We start from the raw sequence: 17,946 nt of genomic DNA, 5'->3' as shown, positions 1-17,946 counted from the left end.
ATGTGCTGGGAATTTAGGTAAACGATTGAAGAATACAAAGTTAAACAAATCTTAGGGGAGATTTATGGCTGTAACCGCGAGCGTTGGCTTAAAGAGGTGTTCCATGATTGATAAAGGGAAAAAGAATGTACTCGGCATATTAGTAAATGCCGTTAATTATGAAGCGGCTGTTAGCAAAATTATTGCGGCAGCCAGCGCCGGAAAACCAATGTCAGTTTCTGCTCTCGCTGTTCACGGGGTAATGACTGGGGTTCTCGACAGCACTCATCGTTATCGGATTAATCACATTGACTTAGTATTGCCAGACGGACAGCCGGTGAGGTGGGCGTTAAATTGGCTATACCATACGGAATTGCCCGATAGAGTTTGCGGGCCGAATGCGATGTTACAAATCTGCGAACGTGCGGCAGAAGAAGGATTACCTATCTATTTGTACGGCTCTCAAGCTTCTGTACTCGAGGCTTTATGTTGCAATCTCTGCCAGCGTTTTCCCAAGTTAATTATTGCTGGAACTCAGCCTTCTAAATTTAGACAAGTTTCGCCCCAAGAGAAGCAAGAAATTGCACAGCAAATTCGCAACAGCGGTGCAGCAATTACTTTTGTCGGTTTGGGGTGTCCGCGACAAGAAGTCTGGGCTTACGAATACCGGGATGACTTATCAATGCCGCTGATTGCTGTAGGTGCTGCTTACGATTTTCATGCCGGTAATTTAGCTAAATCTCCTGAGTTTTTATCTAAGATAGGTTTGGAATGGCTGTTTCGGATGATGAAAGAACCTCGGCGCCTTTGGCAGCGGTATGTTTTTTTGAATCCGCTTTATATCTGGCTGTTTTTGCTACAAGCTTTAAAAATCAAAAAGTTCGACCCCACAGACGCGACGGCGCCTGTAGAAGAAGTATTATATGGTTGAAATTTAAAAGTTTCTTGTGCATTATGGGTGCTCACAAGAAAAAAGTAAAAAAGCAAACACATCGTAACTAATCGTTTTGAGGTGCAACTGCGATCGCATATTCAAGAAAACTTATATCAAATCCGGTGGCATCGGAATTATAGTGGGATATCTTAAGCTCGCTACCCAAATCGCGAGCTTAAGATATCCCACTGACATGATCCAAATATATTATGCCGATGCAACCGCAAACGATATTACGCCAGAAAGCAATTTTTACATTATCTATGCAGTAAGCTGCGGACTGCACACCTTACATACAAAGTTGGTGTATCAGTCTCGATCGAGTCAGGTGGATTGCTGGGTCAATAGTCGCATTTGGTGTGACTGTACTCCTGGCATGGGCGACGCTCTCAGGGGATAGCCAAAGTATGGCGAGTGTGTAACCAAACTTGATAATCAAACCAAAAATTTATTGCCCTTACCTCGATCGAGCTATGGTTTTTGGGCCACAATCCGGATCGAATCGTACTTGTTTTCATCAGCAGCAAAAATTGTTTTCAGCAGTAGCTTCCAAGCTTGGACTTTACTGTTTTCTTTGGGCTTTACTATCTGATGAGATGCCATTGAATCGAACAGACGGAAAATTTTTCTTTCATCATTGATCCAAGTGTTGTCGAATTGGCGATAGTAGCCATTAAATTGGGTAGAAATTATCTCAAATCCTACTTTTTCACAGATAGCGCGAAAGCTCTGCGGTGTGAAAAAATACAAATGCCTTGGTACATCTAGATGCATCCATGTAATCCCTGATAATTTCAGCCCAATACAAGAGTTATTTGGTACTTCCATCACCAATTTGCCACCATGCACGAGCAACTGCATGGCATTGCGGAGTGCAAGTAAAGGATCTCTGGTATGTTCGAGTACATGGTTCATCACAATTATGTCGTACTGTCTAGACTGGACTTCCGGGGGCAAAGATTCCGCAGTACCATAAAATACATTAAGGCCTCGCTGCTGCTGGGCCAAAACCAAAGCTTGTCGATCGGGTTCTACGCCCCAGACTTTGTGACCATCTGCTTGCAGTTCTTGCAGCAGATGTCCGTTGGCGCAACCAATTTCTAAGATCGACGAGGAAGCAGTCCCGAACTGTTGCTTCCACCATTTACTTGTGACATCTACTCCGCGATCCAAACGCCAAGCTAGATGGGTACGCAATTTATCGAAGAAAGAAATAGAAGAGGCAGATACAAAGCCTGTAAAGTCTATATGATGAGTATAATACTCATCGATGTCGTAGAAGCTGGCGATTTTGTTGAGTTCGGGTAGAGGATGAATGCATCCAAGTTGTGATTTTTCGCACCAGTACAATTGAAATGACTCTTTATTTCTAGGTCTGCGCCAATCACCGGGTATAAATAGCCACGGTTTCATACTCTGTCCCGATATCGGACAGGTGAGGGTAGGGCTTAAGCACTGTTGACTTTGCTGCATTTTAGTTTGCCTTACTTAGGTAATGGACTTACTAATAACCAATTATGTTAGATCAATCCGGGAGATTATGTGTGAGTGATAATTGGGGGATACTAAACACAGCAGATGAATACCTAAAACTTATGAAGTTTTAGGAATAAAATTGCTAAGGTGGGGTTTTCAAGTAACATCCAATTTAAGCTAACGCATTTAACTTACTCTATCAGTTTTTATAAAAAAATATACCTTCTACTAGCTGGGTGTGAGTAAGTTTTTATGTTGTCAATAATTAAGCACTAATTTAAGGATATATTAAGTTATCAACATGGTAGGTGTCTAGGCTATGATACTAATAAAAGCAGTTGTGCATATACGTAAATAATGAAGCCGTTAATTTAACAAGATTTCAACTCAAAGCACTGTTACTTTTGCCAGTTCCAGTGGAAAGGAAAATGAGTTGGTTGCTCAATGGTTTAGGGTTGCTATGGGATCTGGTAGTTGGTCAGACAATGTAGCCCGTTAAATGAGATTTAAAAACCTATGGAAGAAGTGCGATCGCCCAGTCGAGTTTGATGCTATTAAGTTTGAAAAAAACATCTAAATCTAATGGCGATCGCTCACCTCAAACATTGCGTTTACGATACCTCCAATTTCCGTGGCTACCTTAATGAAGCCTGTCTCAATCATAGGCCGAAGATTCTTAAGGCAGTTGACTGTACGCCAAAACCATATCTGGAGCATCACTTACTTGACTTTCGGTGACTTGATTAGGCAGCTTTGAATAGGCAATAGCCTGCATATGTTTTATGCGCGCTTGAAAAGTCTTCTCAAATGTGTGCTGTTGAGCAAACTTCAGCGACTTGAACGACATCGATTTAATTTCTTCCCGGTTGTGGCTGAGTTCTGCAATTTTCTTAGCCATCTGTTTAGGCTGATTCATTGGCACGACCCATCCTGTCTCCGACATTTCTGAAATTCCCTGGAAGGCCTCGTTACCATACCCAACAATCGGCACGCCAGCAGCCATAGTTTCTATGTAAGTACAAGAAGGATCGCCCTGCCGGTGACAGCAAACAAACAAATCAATATTGTTCTTAACAAAGGGGAAAAAATCTGTTTTAAAGTCAGGCACTCCGAGCATTTTCACGCAATCATTAAGTTGATTTGCAGCTATTTGCTGGTGCATCATCTCTTCTAAGTCACCAATACCACTGATGAACATTTCAAATTTCACATTCAGTTGTTTGAGTTCTCTAGCGACCTCAAGTAAATGATCGGCCCCTTTCATCTTAATTAGGCGACCTGAGAATACTAGCCGGAGAGGCATATCTTGAGAGCGGTTTTCAGTGCGCCGTTCAATGTCAGCTTCTGTTGCTAACATATCCTCTCTAATCCGCGTGTCCAAGAACAACTGTGGGTTGCGATTGAGATGCTTGTATTCTTGGTAGGTAGGGGTGCCGTTGCACTGCAATCCCTCTGCCATTGCGATCGCCTTGCGCTGCTTATATTCCTGACTGTAAGTCCAGATTATTCTCCGCAAGCGGATCAGGGGATTTTTCGTACTGACATTCACGATCTGTTTGCGAGTTTTCAGACTGTATTCGGAAACGTAAATACACGGTACTCCCGCTATTTTACACACTTTACTGATATGGTTTTGTCTGTATTCCGGGGCTGCCAATACCAGCGTACTCTGATGCTGATGTAGTAAAGCTGGGGTGATTTGATCAAAAGAAATTATTTCCAGTTTGAATGGCAATTCATTAAGTTTGAATATTTTTGCATCCATCTGGTCGTTGTCTTCTTTCGTTTCTTCCATCATCACAGTAATTGAACCAGACCAATACGTGGCTAACTCACCAACTGCTTCTATCAACTTACGGGTCAGTAAAACTTCACTGTTTGGCAAAAACTTGGCTTTTAGTGGCTGTACGATTGTCAGATTGTTGTTAGTAAGCATAGGGTAGGTAGTTCCTGGTTTGAAGTTTTTACTGATGCGGTAGTGAATCTTTGCTGTACTTGGCAAGGGCTGTTGATCTATATATATAACAGACATCTACCGAATTTAAATTTCGCCGCCTGATACAAGCAACATTTCAGACTCTGTTTGGGAGATATCTAATACTTAAGATGGAGGCAGCAACTGGATTAGACCTTTATTATTCAAGGTAAGGTCTGTTTGATATGTCGCTATCATCTGCGATCTACGTATAACTGTCAATAACCTTTTACCAGCTTTACTCAATCTTTATAATTGAGCGGTCAATTATAAAGAAAAGCGCAATTATAGGGTAAATATGGTTAAAACAAGGGCTGTTACAAGTGTTTATACTTAAATGAAATTATCTAACCGCTTCTAGCTAGCAAGAATGAGCGCGAGTTGCGACTACGGCGAGGCAAATGCTTTAAGTAAGTCGGCGCGAAAAAACGCCCCTAGGTAAATGAGGGCCAAGTCTCCAAATGCTCTCTACTGGCTGATTTAAGCCTGTTTACATAGTGTTACATTATGCGGTTTAGTCCCGCCTACCTACTTACTGGCTGACTTAAACCTGTTTACATAGTGTTACATTATGCGGTTTAATCCCACCTACCTACTTAAACCATAAACTTATAAGAAATTTATTAAAACTTTACATAAATAGATATGTTGTAAAATAATAATATTTCTTTACAATTAGCAATGGAAAGCAGAAGGAATAAAAAAAAGAAATTTTACCCTTCTGTCTTCGCTAATGCGAAGCCTTGATGCTGAACTTTTCTTTAATAAACCGGATATAAAGGTGTTTGAAAGCCGACTTCACCACGCGGGGCATACCGAAGTCGATCGCCATCATGCTTTCCGGCAACTTCCAATCCAAAACCTTGAGAGTTTCCGGCTGCAAAAGCGGAAAATCAAGATCCTCTAAATTCGAGCACAGTCCCAATCTCATCGCCGCAGCTACAGTCGGAACCGCCGCCGGATCGGCATTAATAATTTCAACTAAAGTTCTGTCCAAAGCAAACACATCATCAGAGGCGGCCAAAATTCCCAAAAACTTAGGTTCGCCGCCGCTTGGCCCGTTACCTTCGTGACCGATAATGCCATCCAAAATTGTCAAATTTGGGTTAATTGCCCGGGCAGTTTCTACAAGCATTTCACCGAATCGGGCGCTATCTTTGCCAGCTTCCATGTGCCACCAAGCCTTCATTTTGCCGGGGACGCAGCCAAACAAATTCTTCACGCCCATTGTCACGGTCAATTGAACGTGAGATTTGAGTTTTGGCAAATTAATCACTACATCTGCTTCCATTGCTTCTTTGCAAATTCGCAGATGATTGAAATCTTCGCTGACTGTTTCGTAGCGTTTTCCTTGAAACTCAACTACTGGCAAATTCAGTTCTTCCAACAGCGGCAAATAACCGTTTGCTTTGGCTACACCCATAGCGCTACCAAAAGCTGGACTATCGCCTAAAAAGGGTTTTCCTCCCGCTTCAATGACCATTTTAGCGACGCAGTAAACCACTTCTGGGCGGGTGACGCATTCTTTTGTAGGGCGAGAACCGGTGAGGAGATTGGGTTTGAGTAAAACCCGATCGCCCGATTTGACAAAAGCCGAGATTCCGCCCAAGGGTGCCAGCAAACTTTCTAAAGATGCTTGCAAGATTTGGCGATCGTATGAATTGGCACGAATTAAACTAACAGCAGACATAATTATGAATTAATTGGTAATTGGTTATCGAGCGGGAATAATCTAAATCTAACGCACGCGCGGAAAACCCTAAGCAGGGTGATCTGCGCGTGCGTTACATTGAATCATCTCAATACAAACGAACCCTAACTATTCATCGGCAATCTACCAACAGCAGCCCGCTGCATGGTACTAACTCGCAGCGAGTTAGAGAATATTCCTTGGCCTTGCAGGTCAGGAAGCGCGGGTTTTACTTCTACTTTTACCAACCGGGCCGTACAAATAAAGACCGTTTGATCGGCTAAATGGAAAGTCAACCAAGGTTGACTTAACAAAGTCAGCACTTCCTCTTGGAATTCTTGTGCAGGCATTGGAATAGTAAACGTTTCTGTGTGACCTTCCACATAATGAAATGTCACTTGAGTTGTGTTCTCTTTATCTTGAGTTAATTTTGCAAAAGAACCTGCGCGCATAAATCTTGCTCCCAAACTTTAGACTATAAAAAAAATCAGAATTAATTCTAAAAAAATTGAATTCTGAATTGTTTAACTTTAACCTGTGACAGCCTTTAGGCATAACTCAGAAGGCAGAAGCCAGACTTAAATCGAGTTCAGCCTTCTAGTTTCTAGCTGATACCTGCGAGATCCTAAACGTTAGCAGAAGATACCGGCATCGCACTCATTTTCTCTAAATCTAGAACTTTTGCCAAGTCTTCTGCACTCATTAAACCCCGTTCTAGCACAATTTGCCGCAAAGATTTGCCCGTTTCTAAGGATTCTTTGGCGACGGCGGCGGCGTTGAGATAGCCGATGTGAGTGTTGAGGGCGGTAACGAGGGCGAGACTGCCTTCTGCGTAAGCGAGACATCGATCGCCCTTAGCTTCAATTTTGGCGAGGCATTGTGTAGTCAAAGCGCTGATGGTATTGCCCAAAATTTCGATGCTGTGAATGAGATTGTAGGCAATCAGGGGCATCATCACGTTCAATTCTAATTGTCCTGCTTGGGCTGCCAGGGCGATCGCGCTATCATAACCCATAACTTGAAAACACACCATCGATGTCATTTCTGCCATCACAGGGTTGTATTTTCCCGGCATAATTGACGAACCCGGTTGCACAGGAGGCAGTTGAATTTCTTTCAAACCCGTTTTCGGCCCGGAGTCCATCAAACGCAGGTCGTGGGAGATTTTAACGCAATCCTGAGCGAGATTTCGCAGTGCACCGGACACATTTACAAACGGTGCCATACTCTGCATAGCAGCCATTAAATGCCTTGCTGGTTTCAGGGGGTGGTCGATTAATTCGGAGAGGATTTCAGCAACTTTTTGACAGTATTCAGGGTGAGTATTTAACCCTGTTCCGGCCGCACTTCCCCCCAATCCCAGGGATGTCAAATCATCGGATGCCCTGTCAATTCTCAAGGTATGTTCTCTGAGAATTTGCGCCCAAGCGCCGAAGGTGTCGCCAAGTCGAACCGGTACGGCATCTTGCATATGAGTGCGGCCGGATTTAACAATATCTTTGAATTCTTCTGCTTTGTTTTCTAGGGCGACTACGGCATCCGACAAAGCCGGAAACAGAGTTTTTTCTAACGCCAACAATCCGCCGATCCGAATTGCAGTCGGAATCACATCATTTGTCGATTGACCGTAGTTTACGTGGTCGTTAGGACTGACGCTCTTGTAGTTGCCTTTTTCATCGCCCATAATTTCCAAAGCGCGATTTGAAAGAACTTCATTAACATTCATGTGGTGAGAAGTTCCGGCGCCGGCTTGGTAGACATCAACTACAAATTGATCGCGCAATTTGCCAGCTAGGATTTCATCTGCTGCTTGGACAATGGCTTGACTGATGTCTTGGGGAATGCAGCCGAGTTCGCCATTGGCGATCGCCGTTGCTTTCTTAATTAAAACACAAGCATCAACGTATGTTGATAAAGGCTTAATGCCGCTAATCGGGAAATTTTCAACTGCGCGCAGGGTTTGGATGCCGTAGTAGACATTAGATGGGATTTGTTTGTCTCCCATCGAGTCGCTTTCGGTGCGATAGGTTGCGGTTGGCTTTTGAGTCATATCGTCTGGTTTGTAATAATTAGGAATTGTGCAAACAGAACTTAGGCACAGTTGGTCAGAAACCGGGTTTCTTGTCGGGTAATCTCTTTGAAAGTGTAGTTTTTTGTCAAGGAACCCGGTTTCTGAAGGTTTTTGTGCGTCCTGGACTGGCAATTTTTTTGGTAACACGGCTGACGGGCGATCTTACTTTTCCGCGCGCGCCGGCAACTTTACAGTAATGCGTAAGTCCCGATCGTACAAAATTATCCCACATCTTAGGCTTCAATCTAAAATTTCAAATCTCAAATCGATTGACAGTTTGCAAAAGCTAAAATTAGTCGATCGGTAAGGGCGATCGCATACAGACAAGGTGAGTCAGCTATAATCATACAAGTAAATCCATTTTACAAGAGTGTTAAACTACTATGAACAAACCCGCAAAAATTTTCAAACATCCGCTAAATATTTCGATAATCGGCTTAAGTGCCTATGCGATTTTTCCGGCTTCAGTAAAAGCTATATCCAGCATTGTTCCCACAGCATCCATCCCGGAAAAACCGGCGATTTTAATGAGTCAGCGCCAGCAGGAGATTCAGTTTAAGCGCGATGCTAGTTCAGCGGAAGTCAAAGGAGGAGTAGCGCGCGGCGAAGTCATGATTTATCTGATTAACGCCAAAGAAGGTCAAACCATGGATGTTGAGATCCAATCAGTTGAGGGAAATGCTGTTTTTAAGGTGGTCGATCCCAATACAAATGCCGTAGCTGAAGGACAAAAAAGCTGGTCTGGAGAATTGCCCCAGACGGGTAAATATCAGATAGTTGTCGGTACGGAACGAGGAGGAGACAGTTACACTCTGTCAGTTTCGATCGACTAATTGTATGGTGCGTCGCCACGAAATATTGAAGCTGCTTGGAGATTGTGGGTAGCGACGCACTCTACCTTCTGTCTCGCGTGGGCAATTTTGCCGTCGATTTACCCGATGCCGATGTGTTGATTCAAGTATCGGGAAAGTATGGTTCTCGCCAAGAAGAAGCGCAGCGCCTCGGACGAATTCTCCGCCCGAAATCCGATGGACATACTGCGAGTTTTTATACATTAGTATCGCTACAAACTTGCGAGGAAGATTTTGCGCGACACCGGCAACTCTTCCTCACCGAACAGGGCTACAACTATCGCATAGAAGTTCAAAAAGATGTTTAGTCAGCGATCGATAAATTCTTGGTAAAACTGCTCATGCAAACCTAAGAAATTATCCATCCCCTCCTTTGTCAGATACCCGCTATTCTTACCAGTGTGCGGGTTTCTTACGTAGCTATAAATGGTTTTTGAAACATTAGGATTCTCGCTCCACCTAATGTTGAACGCTGCATACTTTGGGAAAAAGGTCATTTCTGCATAAGCATCAATGTTGTCATGTATCCACCATGCCAATGCTGTCCAATCTTGAGTGCGTTCATAGTAAGGGATGAATGATGTAACAATAATACATACTGTTGCTCCCATATACCCCTCTGAATCTTTTACGTCCCAGATATGTTCTGCATAGTTGGCCTCATTACTGGCACAGTTGTACTGATTTTTATTCTCTGCTCCTTTGGCGTTCACCGCACAAGAACGATAGGCTGAGCGGATACTAATCCGACCAAGCGCATCTTGAATTGGTTCAAGCACCCTCTCACACAAATTCTTTCCTGCTGCGATCGCCAAGTCAGGATCGCTAGGAATGTTAGGGATACCTTCAATTTGAGAGATTTCTGAATAAAGAAACTCACGCATGAAAAAACTCTTAGAGAGTTGAACCCGTCCTAGATCTTCCAAAGCTTTAACAGTTTGTGGCTTTCTCATAGAATGAACTCCAGCAATTAGAGGTGAATAGCTTAATGTTAAACACTGACAGATAATTTAGAAGCATTGTTTCAGCCAAAAGCAACGTTCCGGTTGAGTGGCTAGAAATAACTTTTGCATCACCACCAATATCTTTCGGTAGTTCGATCCAACCGGGTTGTTAGACCGGCGCGATCGCCAGTTGACGCTGTTATTGTCCGCGTCCCGGTTTGCAATCTGCAAAACCTAATGCCTCTGTGTCAAGGAAACTAGCGATCGCCATCTCAATGACTGCTTCAATTGGATATTCAATTTCAGCAGCACGAGCAATTAGGGCAGCACGAATTCGTTCAGGAAAACGTCCTAAAATAACTTCGGCATCAGCGAGGGAAAGTTGGTCTTGAAGTTTGGCTGGCATGGCTTTACATCTCAGTTGGAATTTGGACGTTGTAAGGGGGTTCAGTAGCTCTTAGAATGATGGCTTCTAGCTCCAATAGTAACGCAGGGTTCTGCCAGTGAGAAATTGTCTGTACTGCAATGCGTATGTCTTCATCGCTATATTTATCGAGCCATGCCCACAAAAAAGCTTTGTCCCCACCACTGAAGCGACCTCGTAAGCTCTTGGTTTTACCTATGTAGAGCAATCCATCAGTTTTGTGCCTGATTGCATAAATGCCAGGACGCGCAGGAATGCTCTCAAACCCACGGGTCAAGGGTTGACATTGCTCAAAAGGAATGAAAGCAATCGCGTCTAGAATTCTTCGCGCTTGGATTTGTAGGTCAGAATCATTCGTTGGCATGAAGGCAAGAAGGCTAATTGCACAGAAATCATAATCCCACAAATTCTCTTACAACCATCATAAACTAGGGATGGTTTCCTGCGCGATCGCACAGAGAAGGCGATCGATCCCGAGCTGATTTGAGCCTTGGCCGTGCCTGTGTTTTTCTAGGATATGGGAAAGGGGCGAGCGAGCGATCAAAGTTGCGGGCAATCGGGTTTCACCTGTCGAGAAAAAAGGTAACGGTGAAAGCCACTTGGGACTAGAGAGCTTAGTAGAATTGCCGTCAGGTGCAGCGCCTTGTTAGATTTCTTTAAGTTTTTGCTGTAGCTCATAGCTATTATCAAAAATAGATTTAATCTGTGTTTGTGTAAAACCCAGCACCTGGAGCAAGTGAATCTGGAAAATTGCTTCCATCTTGAGGCAGAGAGAAAATAAATCTTTATCACTAGCAGCTACTGACTCTAACGAGTTGTCATAATGAGTTAGATAGTTTCTCGTATCTACAATAGTTGTTATTAATTTATTTCGTTCCTTGCTTGTTCCAAGAAATTCCTTAAATGGCTCGATGATGAGCTTTATTCTCCGGCGGAGGTTCACTTCATTTCCATACTTTAGTCTTCCAGATAGCCACTCTTTGTTTTCCTCGGGGCATTGCTTGATTAAGTTTTCAGTTAGTTCTTTAAAAACAGCTTCATCCATTAATTTTTCATTCGAGGTTCTACGATGGTAGGTTTCAAGCCCCTGAGCTAGTGCTAAGAACTGGCTCTCCAAGTATTTGTGCGCTCCTGTCTTTGTAGAGAAATACAGATTCAATGCTGGAGCAATCTTATCATAAGCATCAAACCAGTTATTAACTATGCGCTGAGCATCTTCTCGAATTTGCTCAAATCTAAATAGCATTCTATGCCTGTTAATTTTTGGTTCAATTTTTGTGTAAGGGACGCTTGCATAGTAAAGTAATATAGAAACTGGTATAGTTTTTCCGTGCCCAATATCTTGGCATATTGCGTTAGAAGTTGCTGATACCTTTTCTATACAGACAGTTTTATCGATAGCAAATCCGAGGAGGGTAGTAATTTTATAAGCGGCTGATTTAAAGTCGTTTAGTTGGATTTCCTGTTCGGATGTAAGTTTAAAATATGTCTTTTGTGTGATTTTTGCTTCTGTTGTAATCGGAAACCCAGGGAGAGTATATGAAAACGTGACCAACAGTTTCATCCCGTTATTGAGATTTATCAATACTTGTTCTGGTGGCGAGTATGTTATTAATGCTATTCCATTTTCTTGATTTTCAAAATTTATTCCACTCAATCCAACCCATTCATCAATGCCTTCAATCGAGAATTGGAACGTATTTAACAAGACAAGTTCTTTGTCATCATAAGCTACGCCAATGAGAGCGTTGTTAACAAAGATAGAGGACTTGGAAATACCAGGAACAGAAATAGTTTGGTTTTTATAAAAACAATCATCCAGTGTAACCAAGCCGTGGTTTTCAATATGCCCTATAATTCTTGCTAATTTATCATTGTTATCGAACACTCCAAATAGTTCAAGCTCAATGTTCCCTCCATCAGTGATAGTAAGCGTGCCAGGTATTATTCTCTCTGGAGATGAGGGAAGCCAAAAATAGCCAGACTTTTTGAATTCTTCTTTTATACGCAACTTGGTCTCCGTGAAATCTTACTTATAATTGTGTCGCAGATATTGTGTTGGAGATGCGATCCAATAAATTATATAACCACAAAATACCACAATTAGCTCATGTATGTCAACTCTTTCTTATTTATCTTTCCTAACCTGGATTCTGGAATATCGAATGTCTAGACGCGATAATTTATATTTCTCCCTGCGTCGCACCCTCGAAAAAGACGGGTGGACAATTAAAGCCCTTCGATCGACAATTGTTATGCTGAAACAAAGCATCTGTCCTTTCAGCACTATGCAACATACATCATTAAAACGATCGAATTGGAAGTCTACAATTGGGTGAATACTCGCGATCACCCCTCAACTCCCCCGTTCGAGCCCCAACCCCGCACAATACTTAATAAAAACTTTACAAAACTTACCCGATCGCCCAACATGGGTTAGAGTTATCCTATAAAATCCAGCAATCCTGCAAAGCGTCAACCTTCTCGTCACTTATCCAGTGGTTCGATGACTCAAACCCAAAGCACTAAGACCGCCACCCCAACTGCAATTTATTCCTTGACAATTGCTCCCGCCTGTGTATTACGAGGTCGATCGGCCATCGCACAAGCCGGAGATGCGATCGCCCGTTTCGGAAAGCGGCCGCTAATCGTCGGCGGCAGCAACTCCCTCGCCGCCGCCCAACCCTACCTGCAACCAATCCTCGAACAGCAGCAGTTAAAATCCGCCGAAACAGCATACGGCAAGGATTGCAGCGAAACCAGCCTCGAAACCCTCCGCGCAGCAGCCCAAACCCATCAAGCCGACTTCATCATCGGTGTAGGCGGCGGCAAAGCCTTAGACGCAGCAAAACTCGTCGCCCATCAGTGCAAAATCCCGATCGTCACAATACCCACATCAGCCGCCACCTGTGCCGCTTGGACAGCCCTTTCTAACATTTATTCAGAACAAGGTGCATTCCAATACGATGTCACATTAGCCAGATGTCCCGACTTATTAATACTCGACTACGGCTTAATTCAAACCGCACCGCAGCGGACATTAGTAGCAGGAATTGGAGATGCGATCGCCAAATGGTACGAAGCATCAGTCAGCAGCGGACACTCCGAACAAACCCTGATAATTTCGGCAGTTCAACAAGCTAGAATACTGCGCGATATATTATTCCAAAAATCAGCCGCCGCCCTCAAAGAACCCGGTAGCGAAACCTGGCAAGAAGTCACAGATGCAGCCGTATTGCTAGCAGGAGTAATCGGCGGAATTGGCGGTGCCCAATGCCGCACCGTCGCCGCGCACGCCGTCCACAACGGCCTAACTCATCTATTAGCAAGTCACGGCACATTGCACGGCGAAAAAGTCGCCTACGGCATTTTAGTACAACTGCGGTTAGAAGAAATGCTGCAAAACAATCAACTCGCCGCTAGCGCCAGACAGCAATTGCTAAAATTCTACGCCGAAATTGGATTGCCCCAAACTTTAGACAACCTCGGACTCGGAGACATTACCATCACAGAATTGCAGCGCGCCGCCGATATCGCCTGCAATCCCAATTCCGACATCCACCGACTGCCTTTTAAAGTTGTTCCCCAACAATTAATGGCAGCGATGGTTTCTACCACCGCACCTGTGGGAGAATTAAAGATTAAGAATTAAAACAGTTTGTAGTAAGGACTAAAGTCCTGAAAAGGCTGTGCTAGCAAGGACGAAAGTCCTTACTACAAACCAGGAAAACTGACAACTGACAAAAAATAAATGACCTTGGATTGGATTACCCCTGCTGACAGGTTGCAAAAACTACCGCCCTACGTATTTGCCCGTCTCGACGAACTCAAAGCCCGCGCCCGCGAACAAGGACTCGATTTAATAGACTTAGGAATGGGAAACCCCGACGGTGCCACTCCTCAACCAGTAGTAGAAGCCGCTGTCGCAGCCATCCAAAATACTGCCAATCACGGCTATCCACCCTTTGAAGGAACTGCCAGTTTCCGCCGTACTATTACTAAATGGTACAGCCGCCGCTACAACGTTGAACTCGATCCAGAAAGCGAAGCATTGCCTTTGTTGGGTTCTAAAGAAGGTTTAGCACATTTTGCGATCGCCTATATCAATCCAGGGGACGTAATATTAGTACCAAGTCCCGCTTATCCCGTATTATTTCGGGGCCCGATTATCGCCGGTGCAAAAGTTCACAACATCATCCTCAAACCAGAAAACGACTGGGTAATTGACTTAGCCGACATTCCCGACAGCGTAGCCGAACAAGCCAAAATACTTTATTTCAATTATCCCAGTAATCCGACTGGAGCAACAGCACCCCGCGAATTTTACAAAGATATTGTGGCTTTCGCACACAAACATCAAATCTTGCTGGTTCACGATTTGTGTTATGCGGAATTAGCCTTTGACGGCTATCAACCAACAAGTTTATTAGAAATTCCCGGCGGTAAAGAAATCGGCGTCGAATTTCACACCATGTCCAAAACCTACAATATGGCCGGCTGGCGCGTCGGTTTTGTAGTAGGAAATAGCAAAATTATCCAAGGTTTGCGGACATTAAAAACTAACCTAGATTACGGTATATTTTCCGCTTTGCAAACAGCAGCCGAAACAGCACTGCAATTGCCGGACAGTTACTTGCACGAAGTGCAGAATCGTTACAGGACTCGCCGGGATTTCATGGTGGAAGGATTGGCCGAATTAGGGTGGAATATTCCTAAGCCTCTGGCTGCAATGTATCTTTGGGTTCCCTGCACTCCGGGGATGAGTTCGACTGATTTTGCCCTGAATGTTTTGCAGCAAACGGGTGTTGTGGTGACTCCTGGCAATGCTTTTGGGCCGGGCGGCGAAGGATATGTGAGAATTAGTTTAATTGCAGATTGCGATCGGCTGGGAGAAGCCCTGCGACGATTGAAACAAGCAAATATTCGCTATCAATAGTCATGATTATTAGTCATTAGTCATTGGTCATTAGTTAGTAGTTAACAGCTAACAACTAATAACTATTTAATCAAGATTGAGGACAAATGAAATCAGCTAATAAGGGTAAAGTGCTAAAACCAGGGGCTTCCCGATCGTTCTTCAGTGATATTCGGCGCAGCCTAAAAATAGGTAAGTTGCGCCTAATATCACCATACAAATGACTGATAACTATAACGTTTGAATTTGCTCAATCACCCAATCAAAAGTTTCCATAACTTGCTTGAGGGCAGATTCGTCTTGCAAAGTAAACAAAGCCAGACTCGGCGACCTTCTCTCACCCGGTTCTATAGGCAGCGACAGACCGATCGAACTCAGCTTACTTCTCAATTCCAGCCAATTTTGTTCCGCATTAAAAGGCGGCTGGGAACCATAATTATCAGCAGAAATCTCCATTCTGCCAGCAATATCTACAGTGAATAACTGATAGGGTTTTCTTCCCTTTTGAGGCAATTGTGCGGCGAAACCGCCGTAGGCATCCCCCGTTCCCCAGTGGATTTTAACTTCGGGTTCTTGACTTTTTGCCCACAAGTAAATTGCTTTTGCCATTTGCGCCTCGTCTGCGCCTCGTCTAGCTTTGATTTCCGCAAAAAATGAAGATTCATCCCAGCGCCTTCTTTCGCGCGTTGCGCTGGATTTTTTCTGCTGTGCTTCGGCCGTCTGACCGATCACTCTGGGAACCAGCGTTTTTAAACCGTCTTCACTTACATACTGCTTAATTTCCAGCGCCAAAACTTCAACCGGGTCCATTTGTTCGTTGAGAAATTCCACAACTCGGCGCATTTCAGCGGAAATCTCGTCAGCTACAAACACTAAGCGAACTTTACCGGCTTGCAAATTAGTTTTAACTTTCTGCCAAAATAGGTCTTCGTTAGCATTTGCACCGAGAAACTCTTCAAAAATATGTTCAGGATCGCGACCCCGATCGCGACAATTAGCTTCAAACAGAGCAATAATTGAATCGATGGGCCAGTAAAACAACGCATTAGCAGCATAGTCGATCGACTGACCCAAAACTTTTTGCCGCAGTTCAGCATTAGGAGTTCGCCGCACATCCACCAAAGTAGGAACGGCATTTTGGTCGAGAAACAAATGATCCAGCGACCACTGCACCGCTGTTTCCTCATCGCTGGGTGCAGCTTCCCGCGAAATTAACAGCCACCTCCGCGCCGTAGCCCGATCGATTTGGTCTCCCGCGATCAAATTAGGATAAGTTACTAGCAAATCTTGTAACTGGTCTTCCGAGTCGTAGGGCTGTTCCATCATTTCTACCAGCCTGTCGTCGTCCTGAATGAGATAAATACCTCCAGCCATGCAAGCCCACCTACTTAATTTTAGATTTTAGATTTTAGATTTTAGATTTTAGATTTCAGGCTTAGTTATTAGTCTTCAGTCTTCAGTCCGCAGCCAATAATTTGTGAAGGCAGAAGGCCTTGGTCAGAATTCAATAAAAATTTTGAATTCAATAGTTTTTATTGTTTGTTCATTCAACAAAAAAAAACTTCTGACCAGTCACTAATAACTAATAACTGATGACTGATGACTGATGACTAATGACTAATCACTCATAGAACCAGTAAATACTCGCTGTGCCGGCCCGATCATGTAAATCCGCCCCGAAACTTCTGCCCATTCGATTTCCAAAACGCCGCCGGGGAGTTCAACCGCAGTTACCCGATCGCACTTCCCTACCAACACCCCAGCTACCACAGCAGCACAAGCACCAGTCCCACAAGCTAGAGTAACACCCGCGCCTCTTTCCCACACCCGCATTTTTACATAGTCTGAACGTATCACTTGAATAAATTCCGTATTGGTACGCTGCGGGAATGCTTTGTTGTGCTCGAATTGAGGCCCGACAGTTTCTAGAGCAACAGCCGCAACATCCTCTACAAACGTAATGCAGTGAGGATTACCCATGCTGACACAGGTAACAGACCAAGATTTATCAGCAACTTCGATCGGCACATCTATAGCTTTGGCATCCGCTGCAGCCAAAGTTGTCGGAATTTCCGCCGCCAGCAGCCGGGGAACCCCCATATCCACCTTCACCTGACCGTCCGATCGCAATTCCGGGGTAATCACACCAGCCAGAGTGTGGATGCGGTACTGAGTTTTCGCCTCTGACCCTTCCAAATCGGCGATAAACTTAGCCAAACAGCGAATCCCGTTGCCGCACATTTCCGGTTCCGAACCGTCGGAGTTAAAAATCCGCATCGTATAGTCAGTGTCGTTTTGACCCGGAAGAGCAAATATCACACCGTCTGCGCCAATCCCGAAATGTCGATCGCACAAATCCACAGCTTGTTCTGGCGTGATCACCGGTTCTGACGAGTGGCGGTTGTCAATCAGAATAAAATCATTTCCCAGTCCGTGATACTTCGCAAACTCGATCGGCATAAAAACAAACCTCTTTTGGTTAAAACTGATTAGATAATTTGATGACCAAATTACCCATTTCCCACTATTATAAAACTTTATGCAATTTATAGTCCTTTCTCGTCAAATATCAACAAATATAATATTTATAACTCTACAGGGATATCTAATTAATGCTGATGTCAATGGCTGAATGAATATCGGTAGAAAAGTAACCGCCAATGGGTTTATGCCTCATCGCGTAGACG

18 protein-coding genes are annotated in these 17,946 nt (G+C 43.9%); 7 read left to right on the top strand and 11 right to left on the bottom strand.

Annotated elements, in window-relative coordinates:
- Positions 1–64 precede the first annotated feature (64 nt).
- Positions 65–910, top strand: a complete 846-nt coding sequence (locus QUA23_RS05880) for a WecB/TagA/CpsF family glycosyltransferase (protein WP_333074295.1) — start codon at positions 65–67, stop codon at positions 908–910.
- Positions 911–1,106: 196 nt separating this feature from the next.
- Positions 1,107–1,313, top strand: coding sequence for a hypothetical protein (locus tag QUA23_RS05875; RefSeq protein ID WP_333110321.1), 207 nt, complete (start codon positions 1,107–1,109; stop codon positions 1,311–1,313).
- A gap of 71 nt (positions 1,314–1,384) precedes the next feature.
- On the opposite strand, the gene QUA23_RS05870 is transcribed toward QUA23_RS05875, so the two are convergent.
- The 5 genes from QUA23_RS05870 to QUA23_RS05850 all read right to left on the bottom strand — a co-directional run bounded on the left by QUA23_RS05870 (position 1,385) and on the right by QUA23_RS05850 (position 8,104).
- Positions 1,385–2,386: a class I SAM-dependent methyltransferase gene (locus tag QUA23_RS05870; RefSeq protein WP_333074293.1), complete on the bottom strand. Its 1,002-nt coding sequence runs from the start codon at positions 2,384–2,386 to the stop codon at positions 1,385–1,387.
- Between the two features lie 679 nt (positions 2,387–3,065).
- Complete coding sequence (locus QUA23_RS05865; protein ID WP_333074291.1) at positions 3,066–4,325, bottom strand: glycosyltransferase; 1,260 nt, start codon at positions 4,323–4,325, stop codon at positions 3,066–3,068.
- 769 nt (positions 4,326–5,094) lie between these two features.
- Entirely contained in the window at positions 5,095–6,054 is a 960-nt protein-coding gene (locus QUA23_RS05860) for a DUF362 domain-containing protein (RefSeq protein ID WP_333074289.1), read from the bottom strand.
- Between the two features lie 125 nt (positions 6,055–6,179).
- A complete protein-coding gene (locus QUA23_RS05855) occupies positions 6,180–6,506 on the bottom strand; it encodes a hypothetical protein (protein WP_333060807.1) in 327 nt (108 codons plus the stop codon).
- A 173-nt stretch (positions 6,507–6,679) separates the two neighbouring features.
- Entirely contained in the window at positions 6,680–8,104 is a 1,425-nt protein-coding gene (locus tag QUA23_RS05850; RefSeq protein WP_333074288.1) for an aspartate ammonia-lyase, read from the bottom strand.
- A gap of 404 nt (positions 8,105–8,508) precedes the next feature.
- Here QUA23_RS05850 and QUA23_RS05845 point away from each other — a divergent pair, with 404 nt between their 5' ends.
- A complete protein-coding gene (locus QUA23_RS05845) occupies positions 8,509–8,958 on the top strand; it encodes a hypothetical protein (RefSeq protein WP_333074285.1) in 450 nt (149 codons plus the stop codon).
- A 44-nt stretch (positions 8,959–9,002) separates the two neighbouring features.
- Positions 9,003–9,284 (top strand): hypothetical protein, encoded by a 282-nt coding sequence (locus QUA23_RS05840; protein WP_333074284.1) that lies wholly within the window; start codon positions 9,003–9,005, stop codon positions 9,282–9,284.
- Here the strand turns inward: QUA23_RS05840 and QUA23_RS05835 are convergent, their stop codons facing one another.
- The 4 genes from QUA23_RS05835 to QUA23_RS05820 form a co-directional block, all read right to left on the bottom strand.
- Complete coding sequence (locus tag QUA23_RS05835; protein ID WP_333074283.1) at positions 9,285–9,929, bottom strand: peptidase M15; 645 nt, start codon at positions 9,927–9,929, stop codon at positions 9,285–9,287. It abuts the gene before it with no gap.
- 190 nt (positions 9,930–10,119) lie between these two features.
- On the bottom strand, positions 10,120–10,326 hold the full coding sequence (locus QUA23_RS05830; protein ID WP_333074282.1) for a hypothetical protein: 207 nt from the start codon (positions 10,324–10,326) through the stop codon (positions 10,120–10,122).
- Between the two features lie 4 nt (positions 10,327–10,330).
- Positions 10,331–10,750, bottom strand: coding sequence for a GIY-YIG nuclease family protein (locus QUA23_RS05825; protein WP_333074281.1), 420 nt, complete (start codon positions 10,748–10,750; stop codon positions 10,331–10,333).
- A 240-nt stretch (positions 10,751–10,990) separates the two neighbouring features.
- Positions 10,991–12,355, bottom strand: coding sequence for an ApeA N-terminal domain 1-containing protein (locus tag QUA23_RS05820; RefSeq protein ID WP_333074280.1), 1,365 nt, complete (start codon positions 12,353–12,355; stop codon positions 10,991–10,993).
- A gap of 154 nt (positions 12,356–12,509) precedes the next feature.
- Here QUA23_RS05820 and QUA23_RS05815 point away from each other — a divergent pair, with 154 nt between their 5' ends.
- From QUA23_RS05815 to QUA23_RS05805, 3 genes are all read left to right on the top strand, one after another.
- Positions 12,510–12,683, top strand: coding sequence for a hypothetical protein (locus QUA23_RS05815; protein WP_333074279.1), 174 nt, complete (start codon positions 12,510–12,512; stop codon positions 12,681–12,683).
- Positions 12,684–12,850: 167 nt separating this feature from the next.
- Complete coding sequence (locus QUA23_RS05810; RefSeq protein ID WP_333039969.1) at positions 12,851–13,996, top strand: iron-containing alcohol dehydrogenase family protein; 1,146 nt, start codon at positions 12,851–12,853, stop codon at positions 13,994–13,996.
- Positions 13,997–14,095: 99 nt separating this feature from the next.
- On the top strand, positions 14,096–15,280 hold the full coding sequence (locus QUA23_RS05805) for an aspartate aminotransferase (protein WP_333074277.1): 1,185 nt from the start codon (positions 14,096–14,098) through the stop codon (positions 15,278–15,280).
- A 210-nt stretch (positions 15,281–15,490) separates the two neighbouring features.
- Here QUA23_RS05805 and QUA23_RS05800 read toward each other — a convergent pair whose 3' ends face one another.
- Positions 15,491–16,633, bottom strand: coding sequence for a hypothetical protein (locus QUA23_RS05800; protein ID WP_333074276.1), 1,143 nt, complete (start codon positions 16,631–16,633; stop codon positions 15,491–15,493).
- A 243-nt stretch (positions 16,634–16,876) separates the two neighbouring features.
- Entirely contained in the window at positions 16,877–17,719 is an 843-nt protein-coding gene (gene dapF / locus QUA23_RS05795; RefSeq protein WP_333074275.1) for a diaminopimelate epimerase, read from the bottom strand.
- Positions 17,720–17,946 lie beyond the last annotated feature (227 nt).

It is taken from the genome of Microcoleus sp. Pol1C5 (assembly GCF_036701115.1).
In the GTDB taxonomy this organism is placed as follows: domain Bacteria; phylum Cyanobacteriota; class Cyanobacteriia; order Cyanobacteriales; family Microcoleaceae; genus Microcoleus.
This window is presented reverse-complemented; position numbering and strand designations above follow the sequence as displayed.